This window comes from Streptomyces sp. NPDC111628, assembly GCF_055635195.1.
The window spans coordinates 975664-995917 of record NZ_JBVKBZ010000001.1 but is presented as its reverse complement, the minus strand read 5'-3'; the positions used below and the strand labels follow the sequence as shown (position 1 = coordinate 995917).

The following is a 20254-nucleotide window of genomic DNA, read 5'->3' as shown; positions in this document are numbered from 1 at the left end:
ATACCGGAACGCCCACCGCAACGCTCCCATCTGCGAAAACGTGTCTTCTGGGGATCCGATCCAGCACAGATCCAGCACGGTAGTGAGGCATCCAGCACGCCCTCGAGCGGCCTGCCGTTGTGTACACATGCGACACCCGGTACCTTTGGGCGCATGACACAGTCGCTGCCCATAGAGTCAATCCGCGATGTCCGGGCACACCTGGCCGAGGTTGTGGAGCGGGCCGACCGCGACGACGTACCCACGGTGATCACGCGCCGAGGCAAGGAGGTGGCTGCCGTGGTGTCCATCGACGTGCTCCGGAAGTACCAGGAGTGGGAAGAACGTGAGATCAACCGGATCATCGACGAGCGCATGGCCAATCCGGCATCCGGCATCCCGATCGAGGACATCATGAGGGAGACGCTGGCACGCGGTGAGTGAGTACCGCACCGTCTTCCGCCCCGAGGCTCAGGCCGAGCTCCGCAAGGTCCCGCGAGACATGGCTCTCCGCATTCTGGCCAAGCTGACGGAGCTGGAGAGCGACCCACTGGGGTTCAACACCACGGCCCTCGTCTCCCAGCCTGACCGGCGCCGCCTACGGGTAGGCGACTACCGCGTGATCTACACGATCGACAACGGCGAGCTGGTGGTCTGGGTCGTACACGTCGGGCATCGCTCCACCGTCTACGACACCTGAGCACTCCTGACATCGGGTCAGAGAATCCAGCACCGATCCAGCACGGGATCGACGAAGGGGCCGGGCTTGTGAGAGCCCGGCCCCTTCTGATCTGCATGTTTGCCGGATCAGCGACGTGGTGTTATTTCATCCACTCACACGTTGAACCGGAACTCCACCACATCCCCGTCCCGCATCACGTACTCCTTGCCCTCCATGCGGGCCTTGCCCTTCGCGCGGGCCTCTGCGACCGAGCCCGTTTCGACCAGGTCGTCGAAGGAGATGACCTCCGCCTTGATGAAGCCCTTCTGGAAGTCGGTGTGGATGACACCGGCGGCCTCGGGGGCGGTGGCGCCCTTCTTGATGGTCCAGGCGCGGGATTCCTTGGGGCCGGCCGTCAGGTAGGTCTGGAGGCCGAGGGTGCGGAAGCCGACGTGGGCGAGGGTGGCGAGGCCGGGCTCGTCCTGGCCGACGGACTGGAGGAGTTCGAGGGCCTCGTCCTCGTCCAGCTCGGCGAGGTCCGCCTCCAGCTTGGCGTTGAGGAAGATCGCCTCGGCGGGGGCGACCAGGTCGCGCTGCTCGTTCTTGAAGTCGTCGTCGGTCAGCTCGTCCTCGTCGACGTTGAAGACGTAGAGGAAGGGCTTCGTGGTGAGGAGGTGGAGGTCGTGGAGGAGCTCCGCGCGCTCGCTGCCCTGGAGGATGCCCTGGGAGAAGAGGGTGTCGCCCTTCTCCAGGATGTCCTTGGCCTCCTCGACCGCCTTGACCTTGGGAGCGACGTCCTTCTTGATGCGCGACTCCTTCTGGAGGCGCGGGAGGACCTTCTCGATGGTCTGGAGGTCGGCGAGGATCAGCTCGGTGTTGATCGTCTCGATGTCGTCCTTCGGCGAGACCTTGCCGTCGACGTGCACGACGTTCTCGTCCTTGAAGGCGCGGATGACCTGGCAGATCGCGTCGGACTCGCGGATGTTGGCCAGGAACTTGTTGCCCAGGCCCTCGCCCTCGCTCGCGCCGCGCACGATGCCCGCGATGTCGACGAAGTCGACCGTGGCCGGGAGGATCTTCTCGGAGGAGAAGATCTCGGCCAGCTTCGTCAGGCGGGGGTCGGGGACGCCCACGACGCCGACGTTGGGCTCGATCGTGGCGAACGGGTAGTTGGCCGCGAGCACGTCGTTCTTGGTCAGGGCGTTGAACAGGGTCGACTTGCCGACATTCGGCAGACCGACGATTCCGATCGTGAGCGACACGTTGCGACTTCCCGTACGTGAGATGCGGAGGGCGGGTGGGATGCGGCGGGCCAGGCAGCGCCGATCCACCAGTCTACGGGGTGTGCCGAGCCGGACCCGCTCGGAGTCGAACGCTTGGCCAAGGCGCGCCCGACGGCGTGTCTGTCGGCCTATTCGGCACATAAACCGACCTAAGTTGGTCCAGTGGAGCAACACAGGACGCGACCTGCCCAGTACGGACCGCGACGAAGCCGGGCGCCGCTGCCCTCGCAGGGGCGGGGTGGCGCCGCCGCGCGGCCGCCTGCGGGACGGGTCGGGCGGCCGGTGGGACAGCGCACGGAACCGGTGCGGCCGGCCGCACAAGCGGGTTCGCCGGTGGCGAGGGCGGTGCGTGCCCTGCGCGGGATGCCCAATCCGCGGTTGACGGGGCTGGGCAGCGGCCTGTTCTGCGCGGCCGTGATGACCCTGCTGGGCTTCCTCGACGAGCTGCTGTTCGGCGCTTCCCTCACCGCGTACGGGGTGCTGTTCGTGCCGGTGAGTCTGCTCACCGCGCTCTGGGTGCGCCGGGGCGACCTGCTGACCGCCCCCGTCGTCGTGCCGATCGCCTTCGCCGTGGGCCTGGTGCCCGTGGCGGAGGGCGGGGACGGCGGTCTCGGCGGACGGCTGATGGGGATCGTGACCGCGTTGGCCACCGAGGCCGGGTGGCTGTACGGCGGGACGCTGGTCGCCGGGTCGACCGTGATCGTCCGCCGGATCCGGCTGATGCGGCGACGGGCCGCCGCCGCCCGGAACCGGCCCCCCGCGTGACCGCTCCCGCTCAGCCCGCCGCGCGCATCGCCGCGCCCACGATCCCCGCGTTGTTCTGCAACTGGGCGGGGACGATCTCCGCCCGGATGCCCTCGATGTGGGGCAGGAACTTCTGGGACTTGCGGCTGACGCCGCCGCCGATGATGAAGAGCTCCGGCGAGAACAGCATCTCGACGTGCGCGAGGTACTTCTGGACGCGGTGGGCCCAGTGCTCCCACGACATGTCGTGGTCGTCCTTGACCTTGCTGGAGGCGCGCTTCTCCGCGTCGTGACCGTCCAGCTCCAGGTGGCCCAGCTCGGTGTTGGGGACCAGGAGGCCGTCGGTGAACACCGCGCTGCCGATGCCGGTGCCGAAGGTGAGCAGGACGACCGTGCCCTTGCGGCCGCGGCCGGCTCCGAAGTGCATCTCCGCGACACCCGCCGCGTCCGCGTCGTTGACGACCGTCACCTCGAGCCCGCCCAGCCGCTCGCCGAACAGCGCCCGCGCGTCGGTGTCCACCCAGCTCTTGTCGACGTTGGCCGCGGTGCGCACCGTCGCGCCGCCCGTCACCACGCCCGGGAAGGTGAGGCCGACCCGTCCGGTCCAGCCGAAGTGCTCGACGACCTGCTTGACCCCGTCGGCCACGCCGTCGGGGGTGGCCGGGTGCGGGGTCAGCACCTTGCAGCGCTCCTGGACCAGGTCACCCCTGTCGAGGTCCACAGGGGCGCCCTTGATCCCGGATCCGCCGATGTCCACGCCGAAGATCTGCATGGCCCTACGTTACGACGGACGACTGACGGTCACCCAGGCGGTCGCCCGGCCGGTCAGGCCCCCGCCGTCCCGGAGCCGCCCCGCTCCGCCACCAGGGACGCCGCCTCCTCGCGCAGATCGCGGCGCAGCTCCTTGGGCAGCGAGAAGATGATCGACTCCTCGGCGGCCTTGACGATCTCCACGTCCTCGAAGCCGCGCTGCGACAGCCATTCCAGGACCTGCTCGACCAGCACGTCGGGGACGGAGGCGCCGGAGGTGACGCCGACCGTGGTGACGCCGTCCAGCCAGGACTCGTCGATCTCGTCGGCGAAGTCCACCAGGTACGCCGCGCGGGAGCCGGCCTGCACGGCGACCTCGACCAGGCGCTTGGAGTTGGAGGAGTTGCGGGAGCCGACGACGATCACCAGCTCGGCCTCGGCACCCATCTGCTTCACCGCGAGCTGACGGTTCTGCGTGGCGTAGCAGATGTCGTCGCTCGGCGGGGAGATGAGCTGCGGGAACTTGTCCTTGAGGGCGTCGACCGTCTCCATGGTCTCGTCGACGGAGAGGGTGGTCTGGGAGAGCCAGACCACCTTCGACGGGTCGCGGACCTCCACCTTCGCGGCGTCTTCGGGCCCGTCGACGAGCTGGATGTGGTCGGGGGCCTCGCCGGAGGTGCCGATGACCTCCTCGTGGCCCTCGTGGCCGATCAGCAGGATGTCGTAGTCGTCGCTCGCGAAGCGGACGGCTTCCTTGTGGACCTTGGTGACGAGCGGGCAGGTGGCGTCGATGGTGGCCAGGCGGCCGCGCTCGGCCTCCTCGTGGACCACGGGCGCCACACCGTGCGCGGAGAACATCACGATGTTCCCCTCGGGGACCTCCTCCGTCCGCTCGACGAAGATCGCGCCCTTCTTCTCCAGGGTCTGGACGACGTACTTGTTGTGGACGATCTCGTGCCGGACGTACACCGGAGCGCCGTACTGCTCCAGGGCTTTCTCGACGGCGATCACGGCGCGGTCCACACCCGCGCAGTAGCCACGGGGGGCGGCGAGCAGGACACGGCGGCCAGGCGAAGCAGTCATGGCACCCATCGTAAGGCCGCGTTCGGCGGGTCAAAGATCGCGTGGGTGCGGCGTTGCCGGGGAGACTGGCGGGAACGTTCCGAGGCGGAGCCCCGAAGCGGAAGCGCGAAGCGGAAACCGGGGCGGAGACCGAGGCACTGGCGGAGGCACCATGGCGCAGAGCGGTACGACGGCCCCGGGGGCCGGTGAGGAACAGCAGCTGAGGCGCAGCCTGGGCTTCAGGGACCTGGTCGTCTACGGGCTGCTGTTCATCGCGCCCATGGCGCCGGTCGGCGTGTTCGGCACGCTGGACGCCAAGTCGCACGGTGCGGTCGCCCTCGTCTACCTCGTCGCCACGGTCGCGATGGCGTTCACCGCATTCAGCTACGCGCAGATGGTGCGGGTGGTCCCGCAGGCGGGGTCGGTGTTCGCCTACGCGCGCGCGGGGCTCGGCAAGGGCGCCGGGTTCATCGCCGGGTGGATGGCGATGCTGGACTACATCCTCATCCCCGCGGTGGCGTACCTGTTCTCCGGCATCGCGATGGAGGCGCTGGTCCCCGAGGTGTCGCGGTGGGTGTGGACGGCGATCGCGGTGGTCGTCACGACGCTGCTGAACCTGTGGGGGGTGCGGACGGCGGCCCGGGTGGGGTTCCTGGTGCTCGTCATGGAGATCGTCGTACTGATCGTCTTCGTGGCGACGGCGATCGTGGTCCTGGCGCAGGACGGGGCCGAGCGCGACTGGCTGTCGCCGCTGTCGGGGGACGGCACGCAGGGGGCGTTCGCACTGTCGGCGGTGGTCGGGGCGGTGTCGGTGGCGGTGCTGTCGTACCTGGGCTTCGACGCGATCGCCACGTTCGCCGAGGAGGTCACGGGCGGGTCGGCGAAGGTCGCGCGGGCGCTGTTGTTCTGCCTGGCGCTGGCGGGTGTGCTGTTCGTGGCGCAGACGTACCTGGTGGCGCTGCTGGAGCCGGTGTCGTCGGCGCAGCTGGCGGCGGAGCCGGAGCGGCAGGGGTCGGCGTTCTACGACGCCGTGGACGCGTCGGTGGGCACGTGGCTGCACGACCTGGTGGCGGTGAGCAAGGCGATCGGTGCGGCGTTCGCGGCGCTGGCCGGGCAGGCGGCCGCCGGGCGGCTGCTGTTCGCGATGGGCCGCGACCGGCGGCTGCCGGGGGCCTTGTCGCGGACGGATGCCGGGGTGCCGCGCGTGGCGCTGCTGGTGTCGGCGGTGATCACGATGGCGGCGGCGGTGTGGGCGGCCCGCCGGGACGACGGTCTCGACCACCTGGTCTCGGTGGTCGACGTCGGCGCGCTGACCGCGTTCACGCTGTTGCACGCGAGCGTGGTGGGCTGGTTCGTGGTGCGGCGCGGCGGGGGCCGGGTGAGCTGGTGGCGGCATCTGCTGGTGCCGGTGCTCGGCGCGGCGATCACGATCGCGGTGATCGTGGAGGCGTCGGGGACGGCCCAGGTGGTCGGGGTGATCTGGCTGGCGGTGGGTCTGGTGGTGCTGGCGGTGCAGTGGAGGGGGCGGCGGGACGCGGAGACGGCGGGAGCGTGAGGCGGGGGCCGCGCGTGCACACCGGCTCGGCGCGACTGAGACGCCGGGCCCGCACGGACACGGGCTCGGCGCGGCGCACGGGCGGGGCCCGAAGGACCGACGGACGCCGGGACACAGGCGCGGCGCGAGCTGAGAGGCCAGGGCCCCAGGCCCCACAGACACGGCGACACGAGCGCGGCGCGAGCTGAAGGGCCAGGGGCCGCAGGAACGGCGGGGCAGGGAGGTCGCGGCGGGCAGGGGTCGCTTGGGCGGTCGGTCGGCGGATGAGGGGGACGGGCTCGCAGGGGCCGGATTGTCGGACCCGGCCGTTACGCTCGGGCGCATGGCTGCCAACTCGACCCCCGAAAGTCCGCTGCCCGTGGGCGAGGTGTCCCGGCTGATCGGGGGCTGGATCGACCGGCTCGGCGCGGTCTGGGTCGAGGGACAGATCACCCAGTTGTCGCGGCGGCCGGGCGCCGGTGTGGTGTTCCTGACGCTGCGCGACCCGTCGTACGACATCTCCGTGAGCGTGACCTGTTACCGGCAGGTGTTCGACGCCGTGGCGGACGTGGTCGGCGAGGGCGCCCGGGTGGTCGTGCACGCCAAGCCGGAGTGGTACGCGCCGCGGGGGCAGCTGTCGCTGCGGGCCGCCGAGATCAAGCCGGTGGGCGTCGGTGAGCTGCTGGCGCGGCTGGAGCAGCTGAAGAAGACGCTCGCGCGCGAGGGGCTGTTCGCGGCCGAGCGGAAGAAGCCGCTGCCGTTTCTGCCGCAGCTGATCGGCCTGGTGTGCGGGCGGGCGTCCGCGGCCGAGCGGGACGTCCTGGAGAACGCCCGGCACCGCTGGCCCGCCGTCCGCTTCGAGGTGCGCAACGTCCCGGTGCAGGGCGTGCACGCGGTGCCGCAGGTGGTGCAGGCGGTGAAGGAGCTGGACGCGCTGGACGACGTGGACGTGATCGTCGTCGCGCGAGGCGGCGGCAGTGTGGAGGACCTGCTGCCGTTCTCCGACGAGCAGCTGGTGCGGGCGGTCGCCGCCTGTCGCACGCCGGTCGTCTCGGCGATCGGCCACGAGCCGGACAGCCCGCTGCTCGACCTGGTGGCCGACCTGCGCGCCTCCACGCCGACCGACGCCGCGAAGAAGGTCGTGCCGGACGTCGGCGAGGAGTACGAGCGGGTACGGCTGCTGCGGGACCGCGCCCGACGGTGTGTGGCGGCGTTCGTCGACCGCGAGGAGCGCGGGCTGGCCCACGCGCTGGCCCGGCCGTCGATACAGGATCCGCACCGGATGATCGAGGAGCGGGCCGAGCAGGTGACGGCGCTGCTGGACCGGGGGCGCCGTTCGCTGCGGCACCACCTCGACCGGGCCGACTCCGAGCTGACGCACACGCACGCGCGCGTGGTGGCCCTCTCCCCCGCCGCGACCCTCAAGCGTGGGTACGCGGTGCTCCAGCGGGCCGACGGCCACGCGGTCCGCGACCCCGGCGAGGTGGAGCCGGGCGAGACGCTGCGCGCCCGGGTCTCCGAGGGCGATTTCTCCGTACGAGTCGACGCATAGGGTGGGTGGATGACCAGCGAGGTGGAGCAGCCGACGGCGATGTCCGAGGCGCTCGGGTACGAGCAGGCGCGGGACGAGCTGATCGAGGTCGTCCGGCGGCTGGAGGCCGGCGGTACGACGCTGGAGGAGTCCCTCGCCCTGTGGGAGCGGGGCGAGGAGCTGGCGAAGGTGTGCCGCCGCCGGCTGGACGGCGCCCGGGCCCGCCTGGACGCGGCACTGGCCGAGGAGACGGACCCGGAGGACGGAACCTCCGGCGAGGGCGGCGGGGCCTCCTAGGGCCTGCTGGCCTGCCCTACCCCTTCGCCGTGTCCTCGGCCAGCGTGTGTGCGACGAGCGCGTTGGCGTGTCCGTGGCCCAGGCCGTGCTCGGTCTTGAGCCAGGCGACGAGTTCCATGTGCTTGGTGAGCGGCGAGGAGCGGATGAGGTCCTTCCACTCCGCGACCGGGCGGCCGTACTTCTTCTCGATGGACGGGAAGTAGCTGGCGGGACCCTTCACGGTGGCGGTCATGTCGATGCGCTCCCTGTGTACGAGGTACGAGTACTAGATACGAGGTACGAGGTACGAGTGGTGATGTGTCTGCAGGACCGCGGTCGGCGAGGGAAATGATCGCCGACCTCCTATGATTCACCTCACTCGACCCTCAGCGAGGTGAAGCGGGGCCACCCCTGTTCCGGCCTCTCGTTGCGCGCGCTGAGCGAGAAGCCTCCCGACCCCTCCGCCGCCCGCCACCGGCCGGCGCGGACCGCGGTGCAGGGCGCGCCGTCGATACTCACCCGCACCTGCCGGGGTGTCACCGACACGGTGATCCGGTGCTTGGCGGCGGGGCCGAGCCGGCAGGTCCGCCGGTCGCCGGTGCCCTTGGGCCCGCTCGTGGTGAGGCTCGCCGTGTGGTGGCCGACGGAGAGCGCCACCGGGTGCTCGCTGCCCACGCGTACGGTGATGCCGACGCCGTTGGAGGTGCCGTGCAGCCCGTCGGCGGTGGCGCGCAGCCGGTAGGTGTTCCAGTCGGCGGTGGCCAGCGGGCGGTAGGCGGCCGAGACGTAGTCCGTGCCGTCCGGGGGGCGGCCGTCGCCGGTGAGCGCCCCCGGCCCGGTCCGCCCGGTGTCGCCGGTCGTCTGCCAGTGCTCCGGGTGGGACAGCGGCCGGTCGGCGTCGGACGGGGCCACCGGCGTCCAGCGGGCCAGTTCGCGCAGGAGTCCGGCCGGGGTGGTGTCCCTGGTGACCTCCAGCCGTTGCACCTGTCCGGCCGCGGCCGCGCGCGGTCCGGCCGGCAAGGGCCGCGCCGAGCTGTTGGTGAGGGTGGCCGTGAAGCGCGCGCGCAGCATGGAACGCAGGGTCTCGGCACCGTGCGCGCCCAGATTGGATGCGGCCAGCCGTTCCGAGAACGGGTAGGCGAACAGCCGGGGCCGGGGCAGGTCGTGTGCCACGAGGTCGCGGACCGACCGGTCCAGGTCCGCCGCGATCCGGCGCCGGTACTCGTCGGGGGTCTCGACGCGCGCTTCGTCCGCCAGCCACAGCCGGTTGGTGAACGCCGAGCGCTCGTGTCCGGCGGCGTCCACCGCGGCGCGTTCGTGGCTGAGGTGGGTGTGGGCCTGGAAGTCCCAGCGCCCGGACCGGGCCATCCGTGCGATCTCGGCCCAGGAGAGGTAGTACGGCCGGTGGGTGCCCACCTGTCCGGTGATCAGGTAGGCCGCCGCCTTCATGCCGTGTCTGGCCAGGACCGGGTCGGCGTGCGTCCACAGTCCGTGCGTGCCGTCGTCGAAGGTGAGGTAGACGGTGCGCGGGCCGGGGAGGCGGTCGCCGTGCAGGAAGCCGGTGAACTCCCGGGTGGACAGGGTGCGGTAGCCGGCCTCGCGCAGGGCACGCAGCTGGGCGTCGAAGCGCTCCGGGGAGACGGTGTAGCGGCTGCGGCCGTCGGGGCCGACGTCGTGGTAGGCGAGGACGACCGGCGCGCCCCCGGCGGGCGTCGCCTCGGCGCCGGCCCAGGCACCGGCGGCACCGGACGCGGGCGGGGCGGCCTGTTCGGCGACCGCGCGCCGGGCGGCGTCGTAGTGCCAGGCCACGGTGAACGGCAGCGCCACGACGGCCGCCGTGAGCAGTCCGAGGGCGGCGCGCAGCAGGGGCCGCCGGAGCCGGTTTCCCGGGGAACCGTCGCGCGTCACGTCCACCGTCCCCGGGTGATGACGAACAGGTAGACCAGGGCGATGACGGCGAACGTGAGGCCGACGGCGAGCGAGCGGCCCAGCCCGCGCAGCAGGATCCTCATGCGGCGCTCCTCGCCCAGACGTTCCGGCGCAGCGTGAGCAGGGCGTACGGCAGCAGCCAGGCCAGTACGCAGCAGGACAGCAGGCTCATCACGGGGCGGCAGCGCCAGGCGCGGTCGCCCGGGTGGTCGAGGCGGTAGGCGAGGCCCCAGACGCACCCCTTGAGGACGACCCCGCCCAGGTAGAGCAGGGTCAGCAGGCCGGCCAGGTGCAGCGGGGCCCACACCAGGTGCCGTACGACCAGGGCCGGTGCCGCGATCACCCACAGGGCGTGCCCGTAGTACAGCGCGGCGGCGGCCGGGCCCCGGCGCCACATGAAGCGCCCGGTGAAGAACAGGTTCCTGATGAAGCTCTTCTTCCACCGGATCTGCTGGCGCAGGAAGGAGGAGGGCCGGGACGGCACCCGGGTCCAGACCCGGGCGGAGCGGGTGTAGCCGACCTCCCAGCGCAGCTCGGGGTAGTCCTGCTCACGGACGAAGGGGGAGTCGGCGTGCCGCTCCTTGAGCGCGCGGCCGTGCCAGGCCTGGCCCAGGACGTAGCCGGTGAGCTGGCGGTCGGTGGCGAAGCGGAAGGGGGCGCCGAGGAAGCGGTCCTCGGCCCAGGCGGGCAGGTAGTTGTAGACCGCCTCGCGGCGGAAGGCGGCGAGCGGTCCGGAGACGCAGGTCACCGAGCCGACGGCGGCCTCGGCGGCCTTGCTGATCCGGAACTGCCCCTCGTACCAGATGTCCTGGATACGGGCCAGCAGTCCGGCGTCGGTGTTGAGCGCCCGGCAGTGTCCGCCGACCGCGCCCAGGTGCGGGTGCCGGACCAGGGCGGTGACGCAGTGCCGTACGGCGTCCGGTGCGACGACGCAGTCGGAGTCGGTGAACAGCAGGACGTCCCCGTCGGCGACGGCGCAGGCGCGGACCAGCGCCCCCTTCTTGCCGAGGTTCTCCTCCAGCCTGATGAGGGTGAGCGGCAGCTCCTGGGCGAGGCGTTCCAGGACGTCCGGCGTGCCGTCGTCGGAGGCGTCGTCGACCACGACGAGTTGCAGGTCCGGGTAGTCGACGGCGGCCATGGAGCGCACGCAGGCCTCGATGTGCGCGCGTTCGTTGCGCACGGCCATCAGGAAGCTCACCCGGGGCCGCGCGGGGAGCGCCGGGAAGGCCTCGGCGTGGCGCGGGCGGCCGCGCAGGGGGCGTAGGGCCGGGTCGTCGTAGCGGCTGTAGGCGAAGTGGAGCAGGCAGACGGTGCCGGCCAGCACGGTCATGCCGTAGAGCGTGAGCGGGTCGAAGGCGTGCGGCAGGCGGACAGCGCTGCGGGCCAGCAGCAGGAGGAGGGGCAGCAGGGCGAGCAGGGTGAGCAGCCGTACGACGTCGCGGCGGACGCCGGCCTCCAGGGCGTCGAGGCGGCCGCCCACCCGGTGGCGGACGCCGGTGCGGACCGGGGTGCCCGGGCCGGGTCCGGGGCGCAGGACGGTCATGCGGTGACCTCGGCGGCGGGAGGGACGCCGGTCCCGGCCCGCTCCGCCGCCCCGGCGAGGCGGCCGCGCTGCCGGGTGTCCAGGACGGGCGGGGCTTCGGCGGCGCACAGCCAGGTCAGGTCGTGCACGGGATGGACGGTGTGCAGGACGACCAGGTCCCAGGGGCGGGTGTGCGGGTCCGGTACGTGGTGCAGCGTGTCCGCGCCGACGCGGAGGGAGGGCACCAGGGGGTCGCAGTAGGCGACGCCCGCGCCGGCTCGGGCGAGCCCGGCGAGGATCTCCAGAGCGGGGCTCTCGCGGACGTCCGCCACGCCCTCCTTGTAGGCGACGCCGATCAGCAGGACACGGGCGTCCCGCGGTGGGACGGCGGCTTTCGCCAGCAGGTCCAGAGCACGCTCGGTGATCCGCGTGGGGCGGCCGCTGTTGGCCGCGAGCGCGGTGGCGACCAACGGCGCCTGCTGCCGGGCCTTGCCCAGCTGCCACAGCAGGTAGTGCGGGTCGCAGGGGATGCAGTGACCGCCGACGCCGGGACCGGGGTAGAAGGGCATGAAGCCGTACGGCTTGGTCGCCGCGGCCTCGATCACGGGGGCCGGTGCCAGGCCGAGCGAGTGGCAGGCGTCCGCGAGTTCGTTGGCCAGGGCGATGTTGACGGCACGGTAGGTGTTCTCCCAGAGCTTGGCCATCTCGGCGGTCTCGGGGTCGGGGACCGTCCGGACGACGGAGGCCGTCGGGGCCAGCAGGGTCGCGGCCGCGCGGCTGCTGTGCGGTCCCGCGCCGCCGACCAGGCGTGGGGTGCGTTCGGGGGTGTGGTCTTCGTTGCCGGGGTCGATGCGCTCGGGGGCGAAGGCCACGTACACGTCCTCGTCGGCGGTGAGCCCCCGGGCCCGCAGCGGTTCGACCAGGAGGTCCCGGGTGGTGCCCACGTAGCTGGTGGAGGTGAGCACGATCAGCTGACCGGCCACGGCGTGCTCCACCACCGAGGCGCAGGCGGCGGACAAGGCGGTCAGGTCGGGCTCGCGCCGGGCGTCGACCGGGGTCGGCACACAGATGACCACGGCGTCCGCGGCGCGCACGGCCGTGGCGTCGGAGGTGAGACGGAAGCCGTCGCCGGCCGAGGCGCAGGCCAGCTGGGCATGGTGCAGCGGGAGCAGGTCCACGGCTCCGCGGGCGATGTCCCGCAGCCGGTCCGGGCTGCTGTCGATGCCGATGACGGTGGCGCCCGCGTCGCGGAGGGCGAGTGCGGTGGGGAGTCCGACGTAGCCGAGTCCCACGACCGCGACGGTTGGTCCGGATACATCATTCTTCGGAAGATCTGGCTCGAATTTCACATCGTCATATAGGCGCACCCCACGGAAGCCCCACTCCCCCGACACACGTGCCGCAGCACACGCCAGGGGCCCTTCACTCGTGCGGCTGTGTGAAGCGGATCACCGCAATCCTCTTTTGGTTGAAGCTTGAACTTCTTTGCCGTAGTGTCGTCGTCGTCAACGGCTCCCGGTCCCCACGGCCGCGCGGAGCCGACGCATCCCCCCGGAGAAAGTTCACGCATGTCTCTCGTTCTTGACCCCGCCGCCCAGGACCTGCTGTTCCGCGAGGCCCGCACCGCGAACACCTTCACCGACGAGCCCGTGACCGACGAGCAGGTGCAGGCCATCTACGACCTGGTCAAGTACGGCCCGACCGCCTTCAACCAGTCGCCGCTGCGCATCACGCTGGTCCGCTCCCCCGAGGCCCGCGAGCGCCTGGTGCAGCACATGGCCGAGGGCAACCAGCCCAAGACCGCCACCGCCCCGCTGGTCGCGATCCTGTCGGCGGACAACGAGTTCCACGAGGAGCTCCCCGAACTCTTCCCGCACTTCCCGGCCGCGAAGGACGCCTTCTTCAGCGAGCGCCCGGTCCGCGAGGGCGCGGCCACGCTGAACGCCGCTCTTCAGGCCGCGTACTTCATCGTCGGCGTCCGCGCCGCGGGTCTGGCCGCCGGGCCGATGACCGGTCTCGACTTCGAGGGCGTGCGCAAGGAGTTCCTGGACGACGACCACACCCCGCTGATGGTCGTCAACATCGGCCGTCCGGGCCCGGACGCCTGGTTCCCGCGCTCCCCGCGGCTGGCCTACGACCAGGTCGTCACCACGGTCTGAGGCGCACGGCACCGCACCACGACGAAGCCCCCGGCGAGCTGCCGGGGGCTTCGTCGTGGTGCGTCGTGGTGCGTCGTGGTGTGCGGGCCGGGCCGCGCGGCCGGTGGTCGGTGGCCGGTCAGGCCAGCTTCAGGGCCGCCGCCATCTTGCCGAGCTGCTCGAACGACCCGGTGCCGGCCACGACCGTCGTCGCGCCCTTCATGTCGCCGGTGCCGTCCAGCACCAGGGCGTCGTACCGGCCGCCCGTGTACCGCGTCCAGGTCCGGCCGCCGATCTCCTCGGTCCGCTCGGTCGCCTGCCCGCCCTCGCTGGCGTCGTGGATGAACGTGGACGGCTTCTTCGTGGACTGCTCGACCGCCACGTACTCGCCGTCCGGGGCCCGGAACCCCAGGTGCCAGGCGTCGGAGTCGTCGCCGCGGAAGCGGACGGAGGTCGGCTTCCAGTCCTCGGACAGCCCCTCGGGCGCCGCCACCGGGTACGACGCGGCGCGCTGCGCGGTCAGCAGCTCGACCCGGTAGTCGACCCGCTTGACGTCCGGTTCACCGTCGTCGTGCGGGATGAAGATCCAGATCACGCCCGCCGCGAGGACGATGACCCCGAGGGACAGAATCATGTCCCGGGCCGACTTCTGCTTGCCTTTCATACCTGCCACGCCCCCTATCGTCGCAGGTGCCCGCTCCGCTCAAACGTGGGGTCCCCTGCTCATTTTGTCGGACTGACGATAGAGTCGTGGCCATACCCTCATCCGGCCGTCGTCGTATCAGAAAGGTGCGTTCCGATGACCGAGCATCATCTCCCGTCCGAGCTGGACGTCCCCTCGGAGGCCCCCGACCGCAACCTCGCCATGGAGCTCGTGCGGGTCACCGAGGCCGCGGCGATGGCCGCGGGCCGCTGGGTCGGGCGCGGTGACAAGAACGGCGCCGACGGTGCCGCGGTGCGCGCCATGCGGACCCTCGTCCACACCGTCTCGATGAACGGCGTCGTCGTCATCGGCGAGGGCGAGAAGGACGAGGCCCCGATGCTCTTCAACGGGGAGCGGGTCGGCGACGGCACCGGGGCCGAGGTCGACATCGCCGTCGACCCGATCGACGGCACCACGCTGACCGCCAACGGCATGACCAACGCGATCGCGGTGCTGGCCGCGGCCGAGCGCGGCTCCATGTTCGACCCGTCCGCGGTCTTCTACATGGACAAGCTGGTCACGGGCCCCGAGGCCGCCGACTTCGTCGACATCAACGCGCCCGTCGCCGTGAACATCCGCCGGATCGCCAAGGCCAAGCGGCGCACGCCGGAAGACGTCACGGTCGTCATCCTCGACCGGCCGCGGCACCAGGGCCTCATCAAGGAGGTCCGGGAGACCGGCGCCCGGATCAAGCTGATCTCCGACGGCGACGTGGCCGGCTCCATCCTCGCCCTGCGCGAGGGCACCGGCATCGACCTGCTGCTCGGCATCGGCGGCACGCCGGAGGGCATCATCTCGGCGTGCGCCGTGAAGTGCCTGGGCGGCACCATCCAGGGCAAGCTGTGGCCCAAGGACGACGAGGAGCGGCAGCGCGCGGTCGACGCCGGGCACGACCTGGAGCGGGTGCTGACCACCGACGACCTGGTCTCCGGGGACAACGTCTTCTTCGTCGCGACCGGCATCACCGACGGCGAGTTGCTGCGCGGGGTGCGGTACCGGTCGGAGACGGCGACGACCGACTCGATCGTGATGCGGTCCAAGTCGGGGACGGTGCGGCGGATCGACTCCGAGCACCGGCTGAGCAAGCTGCGGGCGTACAGCGCGGTGGATTTCGACCGGGCGAAGTGACTCCGTCGGTTTCGCGGGGCGCCCATTGAGTTGGGGGTGCCTGTTGTGTGGCGGCTGCGGCGCCGTCGTGGCTGGTCGCGCAGTTCCCCGCGCCCCTGGGTTGGCTGCGGCTCCCGGCATCGGCAGGCGCCGTCGGTCGCGCCCCCGCGGCGGAGCCGTAGATCGGGCACCCTCTGTGCGGAGAGGGTGCCCTTTCGTGTGTCTGGGTTCTAGCCGGCCGCCGCTATGCGGCCCGTTGTGCGGGCGGCGTTCTTGAGTTCCACGTCGCGGCGGCGGCGTCGGGCGAGGACCACCCGGCGTTCGGCGGCGGTGAGGCCGCCCCAGACGCCGTAGGGCTCGGGCTGGAGGAGGGCGTGCTCGCGGCACTCGACCATGACCGGACAGCGCGCGCAGACGCGCTTGGCGGCCTCTTCGCGGGAGAGCCGGGCGGCGGTCGGTTCCTTGGAGGGGGCGAAGAACAGTCCGGCCTCGTCGCGCCGGCACACCGCCTCGGTGTGCCAGGGAGCGTCTTGGTCCCTGTCCCGCACGGGCACCCGCTGGGCCGGAACGGCAGCTACCTGCAGGGACGAATGCGGCGGTTGCAGCACGGGTCTACTCCTGACGACGGCTTCGCTAGCGAGAGACGATGCGTCAAGGCTTACCCGTTGTACGCGCGCCTATGCACTGGGTTCGCAACCGCTGCCGGTGCCGCGCTACAGGTGCTTGCGCAAACCCTTCTCGACCCGCCGGTGCACCCGGTCGAGGATGTCGGCGACGACCTTGCCGCGCTTGGGTCGGGCCTCCACGCTGCCCAGCACGGCCCAGCCGTCTATGTAGATGACGGGGGCCTCGGCCTCGCTGGAGTCGAGGGTGTGGACCTCGAAGCTGCCGAGCACGCTGCCGCCCGCGCCACGCACCGACACGTTCTCCGGGACGCGCACATCGACGCTGCCGAAGACCGAGAACGCCTTGATGACGACCTGCTGGTACTCGAAGACCGCCTCGCTGAGGTCGATCTCGACGCTGCCGAAAACCGCGTAGGCGTGGATGCGGCGGTTCGCCCGCCAGCGGCCCTTGCGGACGGCGCTGCTGAAGACCGCCACCACGTTCTCGTCGGGTTCCGCCGGGATGGCGCCGGCGGTGGGGTGGTGGGGAGCCGGGGCGGCGGCCTCCCGGGCGCGGTGGGCGGCGGGCAGGTCCCGCACGAAGACGTCCAGCTCGCCCACGGTCTTGGCGGCGAGCACGCCCTCGACGCGCTCGGCGTGCTCGTCGGCGGTGAGCCGCCCCTCGGCCAGGGCCTCGCGCAGCATGTCGGCGACGCGGTCGCGGTCGGCGTCCGAGGCGCGCAGCTCGGAGGTGCGCGGGGCGGCTGGGGCGTGCTTCTGAAGGTCCACGGCAGTAGCGTACCGAAACGCGATAGATCGCGACTACCCCTGTGGACAACCTCGTCGCGAACCCGGAGCGGCCAACTGAGTCTTACCTCACCCGCTCGGCGTCACGGGCAGGTTTTACGCTGGTTGGCGCTGCCAATGGAGGCCAGCCGTCGTTGCTGAGGAATCCAGCCGCGCGTGATGTCGAGTGAGGAATGGGCGAGATGCCTGAGTTCGCGTACACCGATCTGCTCCCCCAGGGCGAGGACACCACTCCGTACCGGCTGGTGACCGCCGAGGGTGTCGCCACCTTCGAGGCCGACGGGCGGACGTTCCTCAAGGTGGAGCCGGAGGCCCTGCGCAAGCTGGCCGAGGAGGCCATCCACGACATCCAGCACTACCTGCGCCCGGCGCACCTGGCGCAGCTGCGCCGCATCATCGACGACCCGGAGGCGTCCGGCAACGACAAGTTCGTCGCCCTGGACCTGCTGAAGAACGCGAACATCGCGGCGGCCGGCGTGCTGCCCATGTGCCAGGACACCGGCACGGCGATCGTCATGGGCAAGCGCGGCCAGAACGTGCTCACCGCGGGCGGCGACGAGGAGGCCCTGAGCCGGGGCATCTACGACGCGTACAAGAACCTGAACCTGCGTTACTCGCAGATGGCTCCGCTCACCATGTGGGAGGAGAAGAACACCGGCTCCAACCTCCCGGCCCAGATCGAGCTGTACGCGACCGACGGCGGCGCCTACAAGTTCCTGTTCATGGCGAAGGGCGGCGGTTCGGCCAACAAGTCCTTCCTCTATCAGGAGACGAAGGCCGTCCTGAACGAGTCCTCCATGATGAAGTTCCTGGAGGAGAAGATCCGCTCGCTGGGCACGGCCGCCTGTCCGCCGTACCACCTGGCGATCGTGGTCGGCGGCACGTCGGCCGAGTACGCGCTGAAGACCGCGAAGTACGCCTCCGCGCACTACCTGGACGAGATCCCGGCCGAGGGCTCGGCGCTCGGGCACGGCTTCCGGGACAAGGAGCTGGAGGAGAAGGTCTTCGAGCTGACCCAGAAGATCGGCATCGGCGCGCAGTTCGGCGGCAAGTACTTCTGCCACGACGTGCGCGTGGTGCGGCTGCCCCGGCACGGGGCGTCCTGCCCGGTCGCCATCGCCGTGTCCTGCTCGGCCGACCGGCAGGCGGTCGCGAAGATCACCGCCGAGGGCGTCTTCCTGGAGCAGCTGGAGACCGACCCGGCGCGGTTCCTGCCGGAGACCACGGACGAGCACCTGGACGAGGCCTCAGACGTCGTCAAGGTCGACCTCAACCAGCCCATGGACGACATCCTGGCCGAGCTGACCAAGCACCCGGTCAAGACCCGGCTGTCGCTGACCGGTCCGCTGGTCGTGGCCCGCGACATCGCGCACGCCAAGATCAAGGAACGGCTGGACGCGGGCGAGGAGATGCCGCAGTACCTGAAGGACCACCCGGTGTACTACGCGGGCCCCGCGAAGACGCCGGAGGGGTACGCGTCCGGGTCCTTCGGTCCGACCACCGCCGGGCGCATGGACTCCTACGTCGAGCAGTTCCAGGCGGCGGGCGGCTCCAGGGTGATGCTGGCCAAGGGCAACCGGAGCAAGCAGGTCACCGACGCGTGCGACGCGCACGGCGGCTTCTACCTGGGCTCGATCGGCGGTCCCGCGGCGCGGCTCGCGCAGGACTGCATCAAGAAGGTCGAGGTCGTCGAGTACGAGGAGCTCGGCATGGAGGCGGTCTGGAAGATCGAGGTCGAGGACTTCCCGGCGTTCATCGTGGTGGACGACAAGGGCAACGACTTCTTCCAGGACCCGGCGCCCGCGCCGACGTTCACGACGATTCCGGTGCGGGGGCCGGGGCTGGCGTAACCCGCCGCGCTCCTCCGCTCAGCAGCAGGCCGGTCCGGCTCCGCCCGGGCCGGCCTTTCGTCTCTTCCTCTCTGCCTTTTCCCCTCTGCCTCTTCGCCTCTGCCTCTTCGCCTCTGCCTCTTCCTCACTGTCCGAATAACGAACACACGGTTCTTCTTTCGGACAACCTGCCGTCCCGGGCGTCCGTTCCATTGACTGCCCCCGCTCCCACTGTGAGTCTTTCGCCGCTCCGACATGTACACGCCATGCGATGCGTGCATGCCCTGCGTGGCCACCCCTCAGCCACTTCTGGAGGACCAAGGTGAAACGAAGATTCGCCCTGGCGAGCCTGTCCCTCGCCGTCGTGCTCGGCCTCGGCACACTCCCCGCCGTCGCCGCGGACACCGCGCCCACCGCCCAGTCGCCCGACGTCGACGTGACGAAGGTGAAGGCGCACCTGACCGAACTGCACTCCATAGCCGGACGCAACGGCGGCACCCGCCGCTCGACCGGCCAGGGATACCGCGACTCCGTCGCCTACGTGAAGGGCAAGCTGCAGGCGGCCGGTTACACCGTCACCGAGCAGCCGTGCACCTCCGGTTGCAGCAGCGGCGCCGGACCCAACCTGATCGCCGAGTGGCCGCACGGCGACGCGGGCAATGTGTACATGTTCGGCGCCCACCTCGACAGCGTCTCGGCGGGCCCCGGAATGAACGACAACGGCTCCGGCTCGGCGGCCCTCCTGGAGAACGCCCTGACCCTGGCGCAGCAGAACCCGACGATGAGGAGCCGGGTCCGCTTCGCCTGGTGGACCGACGAGGAACAGGGCCTCAACGGCTCCGACTTCTACGTCCGTTCGCTCTCCTCGGCGCAGCGGTCCGCGATCACGGCGTACTACAACTTCGACATGGTCGCCTCCACCAACGGCGGCTACTTCGTCAACCACGTCACCTCGGCCGCCGCCGCGCCGATGAAGGCGTACTGGGACTCGCTGGGCCTGGCGCCCGAGGAGAACACCGAGGGCGCCGGGCGCAGCGACGACTACTCCTTCGAGCAGTACGGCATCCCGACCTCCGGCTACGCGATGGGCGCCGGTGCCCGCAAGACCTCCGCGCAGGCCGCCAAGTGGGGCGGCACCGCCGGGTCCTCCTACGACCCGTGCTACCACCGGTCGTGCGACGACCTCGACAACATCAACACCACCGGCCTGAACCGTGCGTCGGACGGCATCGCCTACACCATCTGGCAGCGCGCCGTGGACACCGGCGGCGACGGCGGCGGCTGCGAGACCGACCCCGTCGCCAACGGCGGCTTCGAGAGCGGCAGCTCGCCGTGGACCGGGGACACCGGCACCATCGGCGCCCACTCGGGCCAGTCCGCGCACACCGGGACCCGCTTCGCGTGGCTCGCCGGTTACGGCTCCACGCACACCGAGTCGGTCGGCCAGACGGTGACCGTGCCGGCCGGATGCACCCGGCTGACGTACTGGCTGCACATCGACACCGACGAGTCGGGGACGACGGCGTACGACACCTTCACGGTGAAGGCCGACGGCACCACGCTCGCCACCCTGTCCAACGTGGACGCACAGAGCGGCTATGTGGAGCGCACCGTCGATCTCGGCGCCCACGCCGGCCGCCAGGTGGCCCTGAGCTTCACCGGCAGCGAGGACGGCAGCCTGCAGACCGGCTTCGTCCTGGACGACGTGAGCCTGCGGGAAGGCTGACCCGTCGGGCGGGTGCCGGGCCACGGCGTGACCCGGCACCCGTTCGGCCCGGCCCCGGAACATCCGCG

At 71.3% G+C, this 20254-nt stretch carries 20 protein-coding genes; 10 read left to right on the top strand and 10 right to left on the bottom strand.

The annotated features are described in order from the left end of the window. Positions 1 to 153 precede the first annotated feature (153 nt). Positions 154 to 423 carry a type II toxin-antitoxin system Phd/YefM family antitoxin gene (locus tag ACZ7MF_RS04955; protein ID WP_471474549.1) on the top strand — a complete coding sequence of 90 codons (270 nt, stop codon included), beginning with the start codon at positions 154 to 156 and terminating at the stop codon, positions 421 to 423. Continuing rightward, positions 416 to 679: a type II toxin-antitoxin system RelE family toxin gene (locus tag ACZ7MF_RS04950; protein ID WP_032763468.1), complete on the top strand. Its 264-nt coding sequence runs from the start codon at positions 416 to 418 to the stop codon at positions 677 to 679. Before ACZ7MF_RS04955 ends, ACZ7MF_RS04950 begins: the two co-directional genes overlap by 8 nt. Positions 680 to 813: 134 nt before the next feature. Here the strand turns inward: ACZ7MF_RS04950 and ychF are convergent, their stop codons facing one another. Continuing rightward, positions 814 to 1902, bottom strand: a complete 1089-nt coding sequence (gene ychF, locus ACZ7MF_RS04945; protein ID WP_471474548.1) for a redox-regulated ATPase YchF — start codon at positions 1900 to 1902, stop codon at positions 814 to 816. 183 nt (positions 1903 to 2085) lie between these two features. Between ychF and ACZ7MF_RS04940 the strand changes: the two genes are divergently transcribed. Beyond that, complete coding sequence (locus tag ACZ7MF_RS04940) at positions 2086 to 2688, top strand: DUF6542 domain-containing protein (protein ID WP_471474547.1); 603 nt, start codon at positions 2086 to 2088, stop codon at positions 2686 to 2688. A gap of 10 nt (positions 2689 to 2698) precedes the next feature. Here ACZ7MF_RS04940 and ppgK read toward each other — a convergent pair whose 3' ends face one another. Beyond that, the gene (gene ppgK / locus ACZ7MF_RS04935; protein ID WP_471474546.1) at positions 2699 to 3439 is read right to left on the bottom strand and encodes a polyphosphate--glucose phosphotransferase; all 741 of its coding nucleotides are present in this window, start codon (positions 3437 to 3439) and stop codon (positions 2699 to 2701) included. A gap of 53 nt (positions 3440 to 3492) precedes the next feature. Next, positions 3493 to 4509, bottom strand: a complete 1017-nt coding sequence (locus tag ACZ7MF_RS04930) for a 4-hydroxy-3-methylbut-2-enyl diphosphate reductase (protein WP_471474545.1) — start codon at positions 4507 to 4509, stop codon at positions 3493 to 3495. 142 nt (positions 4510 to 4651) lie between these two features. Between ACZ7MF_RS04930 and ACZ7MF_RS04925 the strand changes: the two genes are divergently transcribed. From ACZ7MF_RS04925 to ACZ7MF_RS04915, 3 genes are all read left to right on the top strand, one after another. Further along, on the top strand, positions 4652 to 6034 hold the full coding sequence (locus ACZ7MF_RS04925; protein ID WP_471474544.1) for an APC family permease: 1383 nt from the start codon (positions 4652 to 4654) through the stop codon (positions 6032 to 6034). A 322-nt stretch (positions 6035 to 6356) separates the two neighbouring features. Beyond that, positions 6357 to 7565 (top strand): exodeoxyribonuclease VII large subunit, encoded by a 1209-nt coding sequence (gene xseA, locus ACZ7MF_RS04920; protein WP_471474542.1) that lies wholly within the window; start codon positions 6357 to 6359, stop codon positions 7563 to 7565. 9 nt (positions 7566 to 7574) lie between these two features. After that, complete coding sequence (locus ACZ7MF_RS04915) at positions 7575 to 7841, top strand: exodeoxyribonuclease VII small subunit (protein ID WP_471474541.1); 267 nt, start codon at positions 7575 to 7577, stop codon at positions 7839 to 7841. Between the two features lie 16 nt (positions 7842 to 7857). Here ACZ7MF_RS04915 and ACZ7MF_RS04910 read toward each other — a convergent pair whose 3' ends face one another. The 4 genes from ACZ7MF_RS04910 to ACZ7MF_RS04895 form a co-directional block, all read right to left on the bottom strand. Further along, a complete protein-coding gene (locus ACZ7MF_RS04910) occupies positions 7858 to 8073 on the bottom strand; it encodes a DUF4287 domain-containing protein (protein ID WP_471474540.1) in 216 nt (71 codons plus the stop codon). 122 nt (positions 8074 to 8195) lie between these two features. After that, positions 8196 to 9728: a polysaccharide deacetylase family protein gene (locus ACZ7MF_RS04905; protein WP_471474538.1), complete on the bottom strand. Its 1533-nt coding sequence runs from the start codon at positions 9726 to 9728 to the stop codon at positions 8196 to 8198. A gap of 100 nt (positions 9729 to 9828) precedes the next feature. After that, entirely contained in the window at positions 9829 to 11292 is a 1464-nt protein-coding gene (locus tag ACZ7MF_RS04900) for a glycosyltransferase family 2 protein (protein WP_471474537.1), read from the bottom strand. Beyond that, positions 11289 to 12563, bottom strand: a complete 1275-nt coding sequence (locus tag ACZ7MF_RS04895; protein WP_471474536.1) for a nucleotide sugar dehydrogenase — start codon at positions 12561 to 12563, stop codon at positions 11289 to 11291. The genes ACZ7MF_RS04900 and ACZ7MF_RS04895 overlap by 4 nt, the downstream gene beginning before the upstream one ends. A gap of 276 nt (positions 12564 to 12839) precedes the next feature. Between ACZ7MF_RS04895 and ACZ7MF_RS04890 the strand changes: the two genes are divergently transcribed. Continuing rightward, positions 12840 to 13430 (top strand): malonic semialdehyde reductase, encoded by a 591-nt coding sequence (locus tag ACZ7MF_RS04890; RefSeq protein WP_471474535.1) that lies wholly within the window; start codon positions 12840 to 12842, stop codon positions 13428 to 13430. A gap of 118 nt (positions 13431 to 13548) precedes the next feature. Here the strand turns inward: ACZ7MF_RS04890 and ACZ7MF_RS04885 are convergent, their stop codons facing one another. Beyond that, positions 13549 to 14073 (bottom strand): DUF4245 domain-containing protein, encoded by a 525-nt coding sequence (locus ACZ7MF_RS04885; protein ID WP_471475194.1) that lies wholly within the window; start codon positions 14071 to 14073, stop codon positions 13549 to 13551. Positions 14074 to 14208: 135 nt separating this feature from the next. On the opposite strand from ACZ7MF_RS04885, the gene glpX reads away from it, so the two are divergent. Then, positions 14209 to 15240 (top strand): class II fructose-bisphosphatase, encoded by a 1032-nt coding sequence (gene glpX / locus ACZ7MF_RS04880; protein WP_471474534.1) that lies wholly within the window; start codon positions 14209 to 14211, stop codon positions 15238 to 15240. A gap of 209 nt (positions 15241 to 15449) precedes the next feature. On the opposite strand, the gene ACZ7MF_RS04875 is transcribed toward glpX, so the two are convergent. Together ACZ7MF_RS04875 and ACZ7MF_RS04870 are read right to left on the bottom strand one after the other, a co-directional pair. After that, positions 15450 to 15827: a WhiB family transcriptional regulator gene (locus ACZ7MF_RS04875; RefSeq protein WP_003973931.1), complete on the bottom strand. Its 378-nt coding sequence runs from the start codon at positions 15825 to 15827 to the stop codon at positions 15450 to 15452. 105 nt (positions 15828 to 15932) lie between these two features. Then, positions 15933 to 16613: a DUF1707 SHOCT-like domain-containing protein gene (locus ACZ7MF_RS04870; RefSeq protein ID WP_471474532.1), complete on the bottom strand. Its 681-nt coding sequence runs from the start codon at positions 16611 to 16613 to the stop codon at positions 15933 to 15935. 200 nt (positions 16614 to 16813) lie between these two features. On the opposite strand from ACZ7MF_RS04870, the gene ACZ7MF_RS04865 reads away from it, so the two are divergent. Together ACZ7MF_RS04865 and ACZ7MF_RS04860 are read left to right on the top strand one after the other, a co-directional pair. Further along, positions 16814 to 18481 (top strand): fumarate hydratase, encoded by a 1668-nt coding sequence (locus ACZ7MF_RS04865; protein WP_471474531.1) that lies wholly within the window; start codon positions 16814 to 16816, stop codon positions 18479 to 18481. Positions 18482 to 18731: 250 nt separating this feature from the next. Further along, positions 18732 to 20186 (top strand): M28 family peptidase, encoded by a 1455-nt coding sequence (locus ACZ7MF_RS04860; protein WP_471474529.1) that lies wholly within the window; start codon positions 18732 to 18734, stop codon positions 20184 to 20186. Positions 20187 to 20254: the final 68 nt, after the last annotated feature.

Coding starts and splice junctions, on each gene's coding strand:
- ACZ7MF_RS04925 (WP_471474544.1), top strand. CDS start 4,652: ATGGCGCAGAGCGGTACGACGGCCCCGGGGGCCGGTGAGGAACAGCAG.
- ACZ7MF_RS04915 (WP_471474541.1), top strand. CDS start 7,575: ATGACCAGCGAGGTGGAGCAGCCGACGGCGATGTCCGAGGCGCTCGGG.
- ACZ7MF_RS04865 (WP_471474531.1), top strand. CDS start 16,814: ATGCCTGAGTTCGCGTACACCGATCTGCTCCCCCAGGGCGAGGACACC.
- ACZ7MF_RS04900 (WP_471474537.1), bottom strand. CDS start 11,292: ATGACCGTCCTGCGCCCCGGACCCGGCCCGGGCACCCCGGTCCGCACC.
- glpX (WP_471474534.1), top strand. CDS start 14,209: ATGACCGAGCATCATCTCCCGTCCGAGCTGGACGTCCCCTCGGAGGCC.
- ppgK (WP_471474546.1), bottom strand. CDS start 3,439: ATGCAGATCTTCGGCGTGGACATCGGCGGATCCGGGATCAAGGGCGCC.
- xseA (WP_471474542.1), top strand. CDS start 6,357: ATGGCTGCCAACTCGACCCCCGAAAGTCCGCTGCCCGTGGGCGAGGTG.
- ACZ7MF_RS04910 (WP_471474540.1), bottom strand. CDS start 8,073: ATGACCGCCACCGTGAAGGGTCCCGCCAGCTACTTCCCGTCCATCGAG.
- ACZ7MF_RS04955 (WP_471474549.1), top strand. CDS start 154: ATGACACAGTCGCTGCCCATAGAGTCAATCCGCGATGTCCGGGCACAC.
- ACZ7MF_RS04885 (WP_471475194.1), bottom strand. CDS start 14,073: ATGAAAGGCAAGCAGAAGTCGGCCCGGGACATGATTCTGTCCCTCGGG.
- ACZ7MF_RS04860 (WP_471474529.1), top strand. CDS start 18,732: ATGCGTGCATGCCCTGCGTGGCCACCCCTCAGCCACTTCTGGAGGACC.
- ACZ7MF_RS04930 (WP_471474545.1), bottom strand. CDS start 4,509: ATGGGTGCCATGACTGCTTCGCCTGGCCGCCGTGTCCTGCTCGCCGCC.
- ACZ7MF_RS04890 (WP_471474535.1), top strand. CDS start 12,840: ATGTCTCTCGTTCTTGACCCCGCCGCCCAGGACCTGCTGTTCCGCGAG.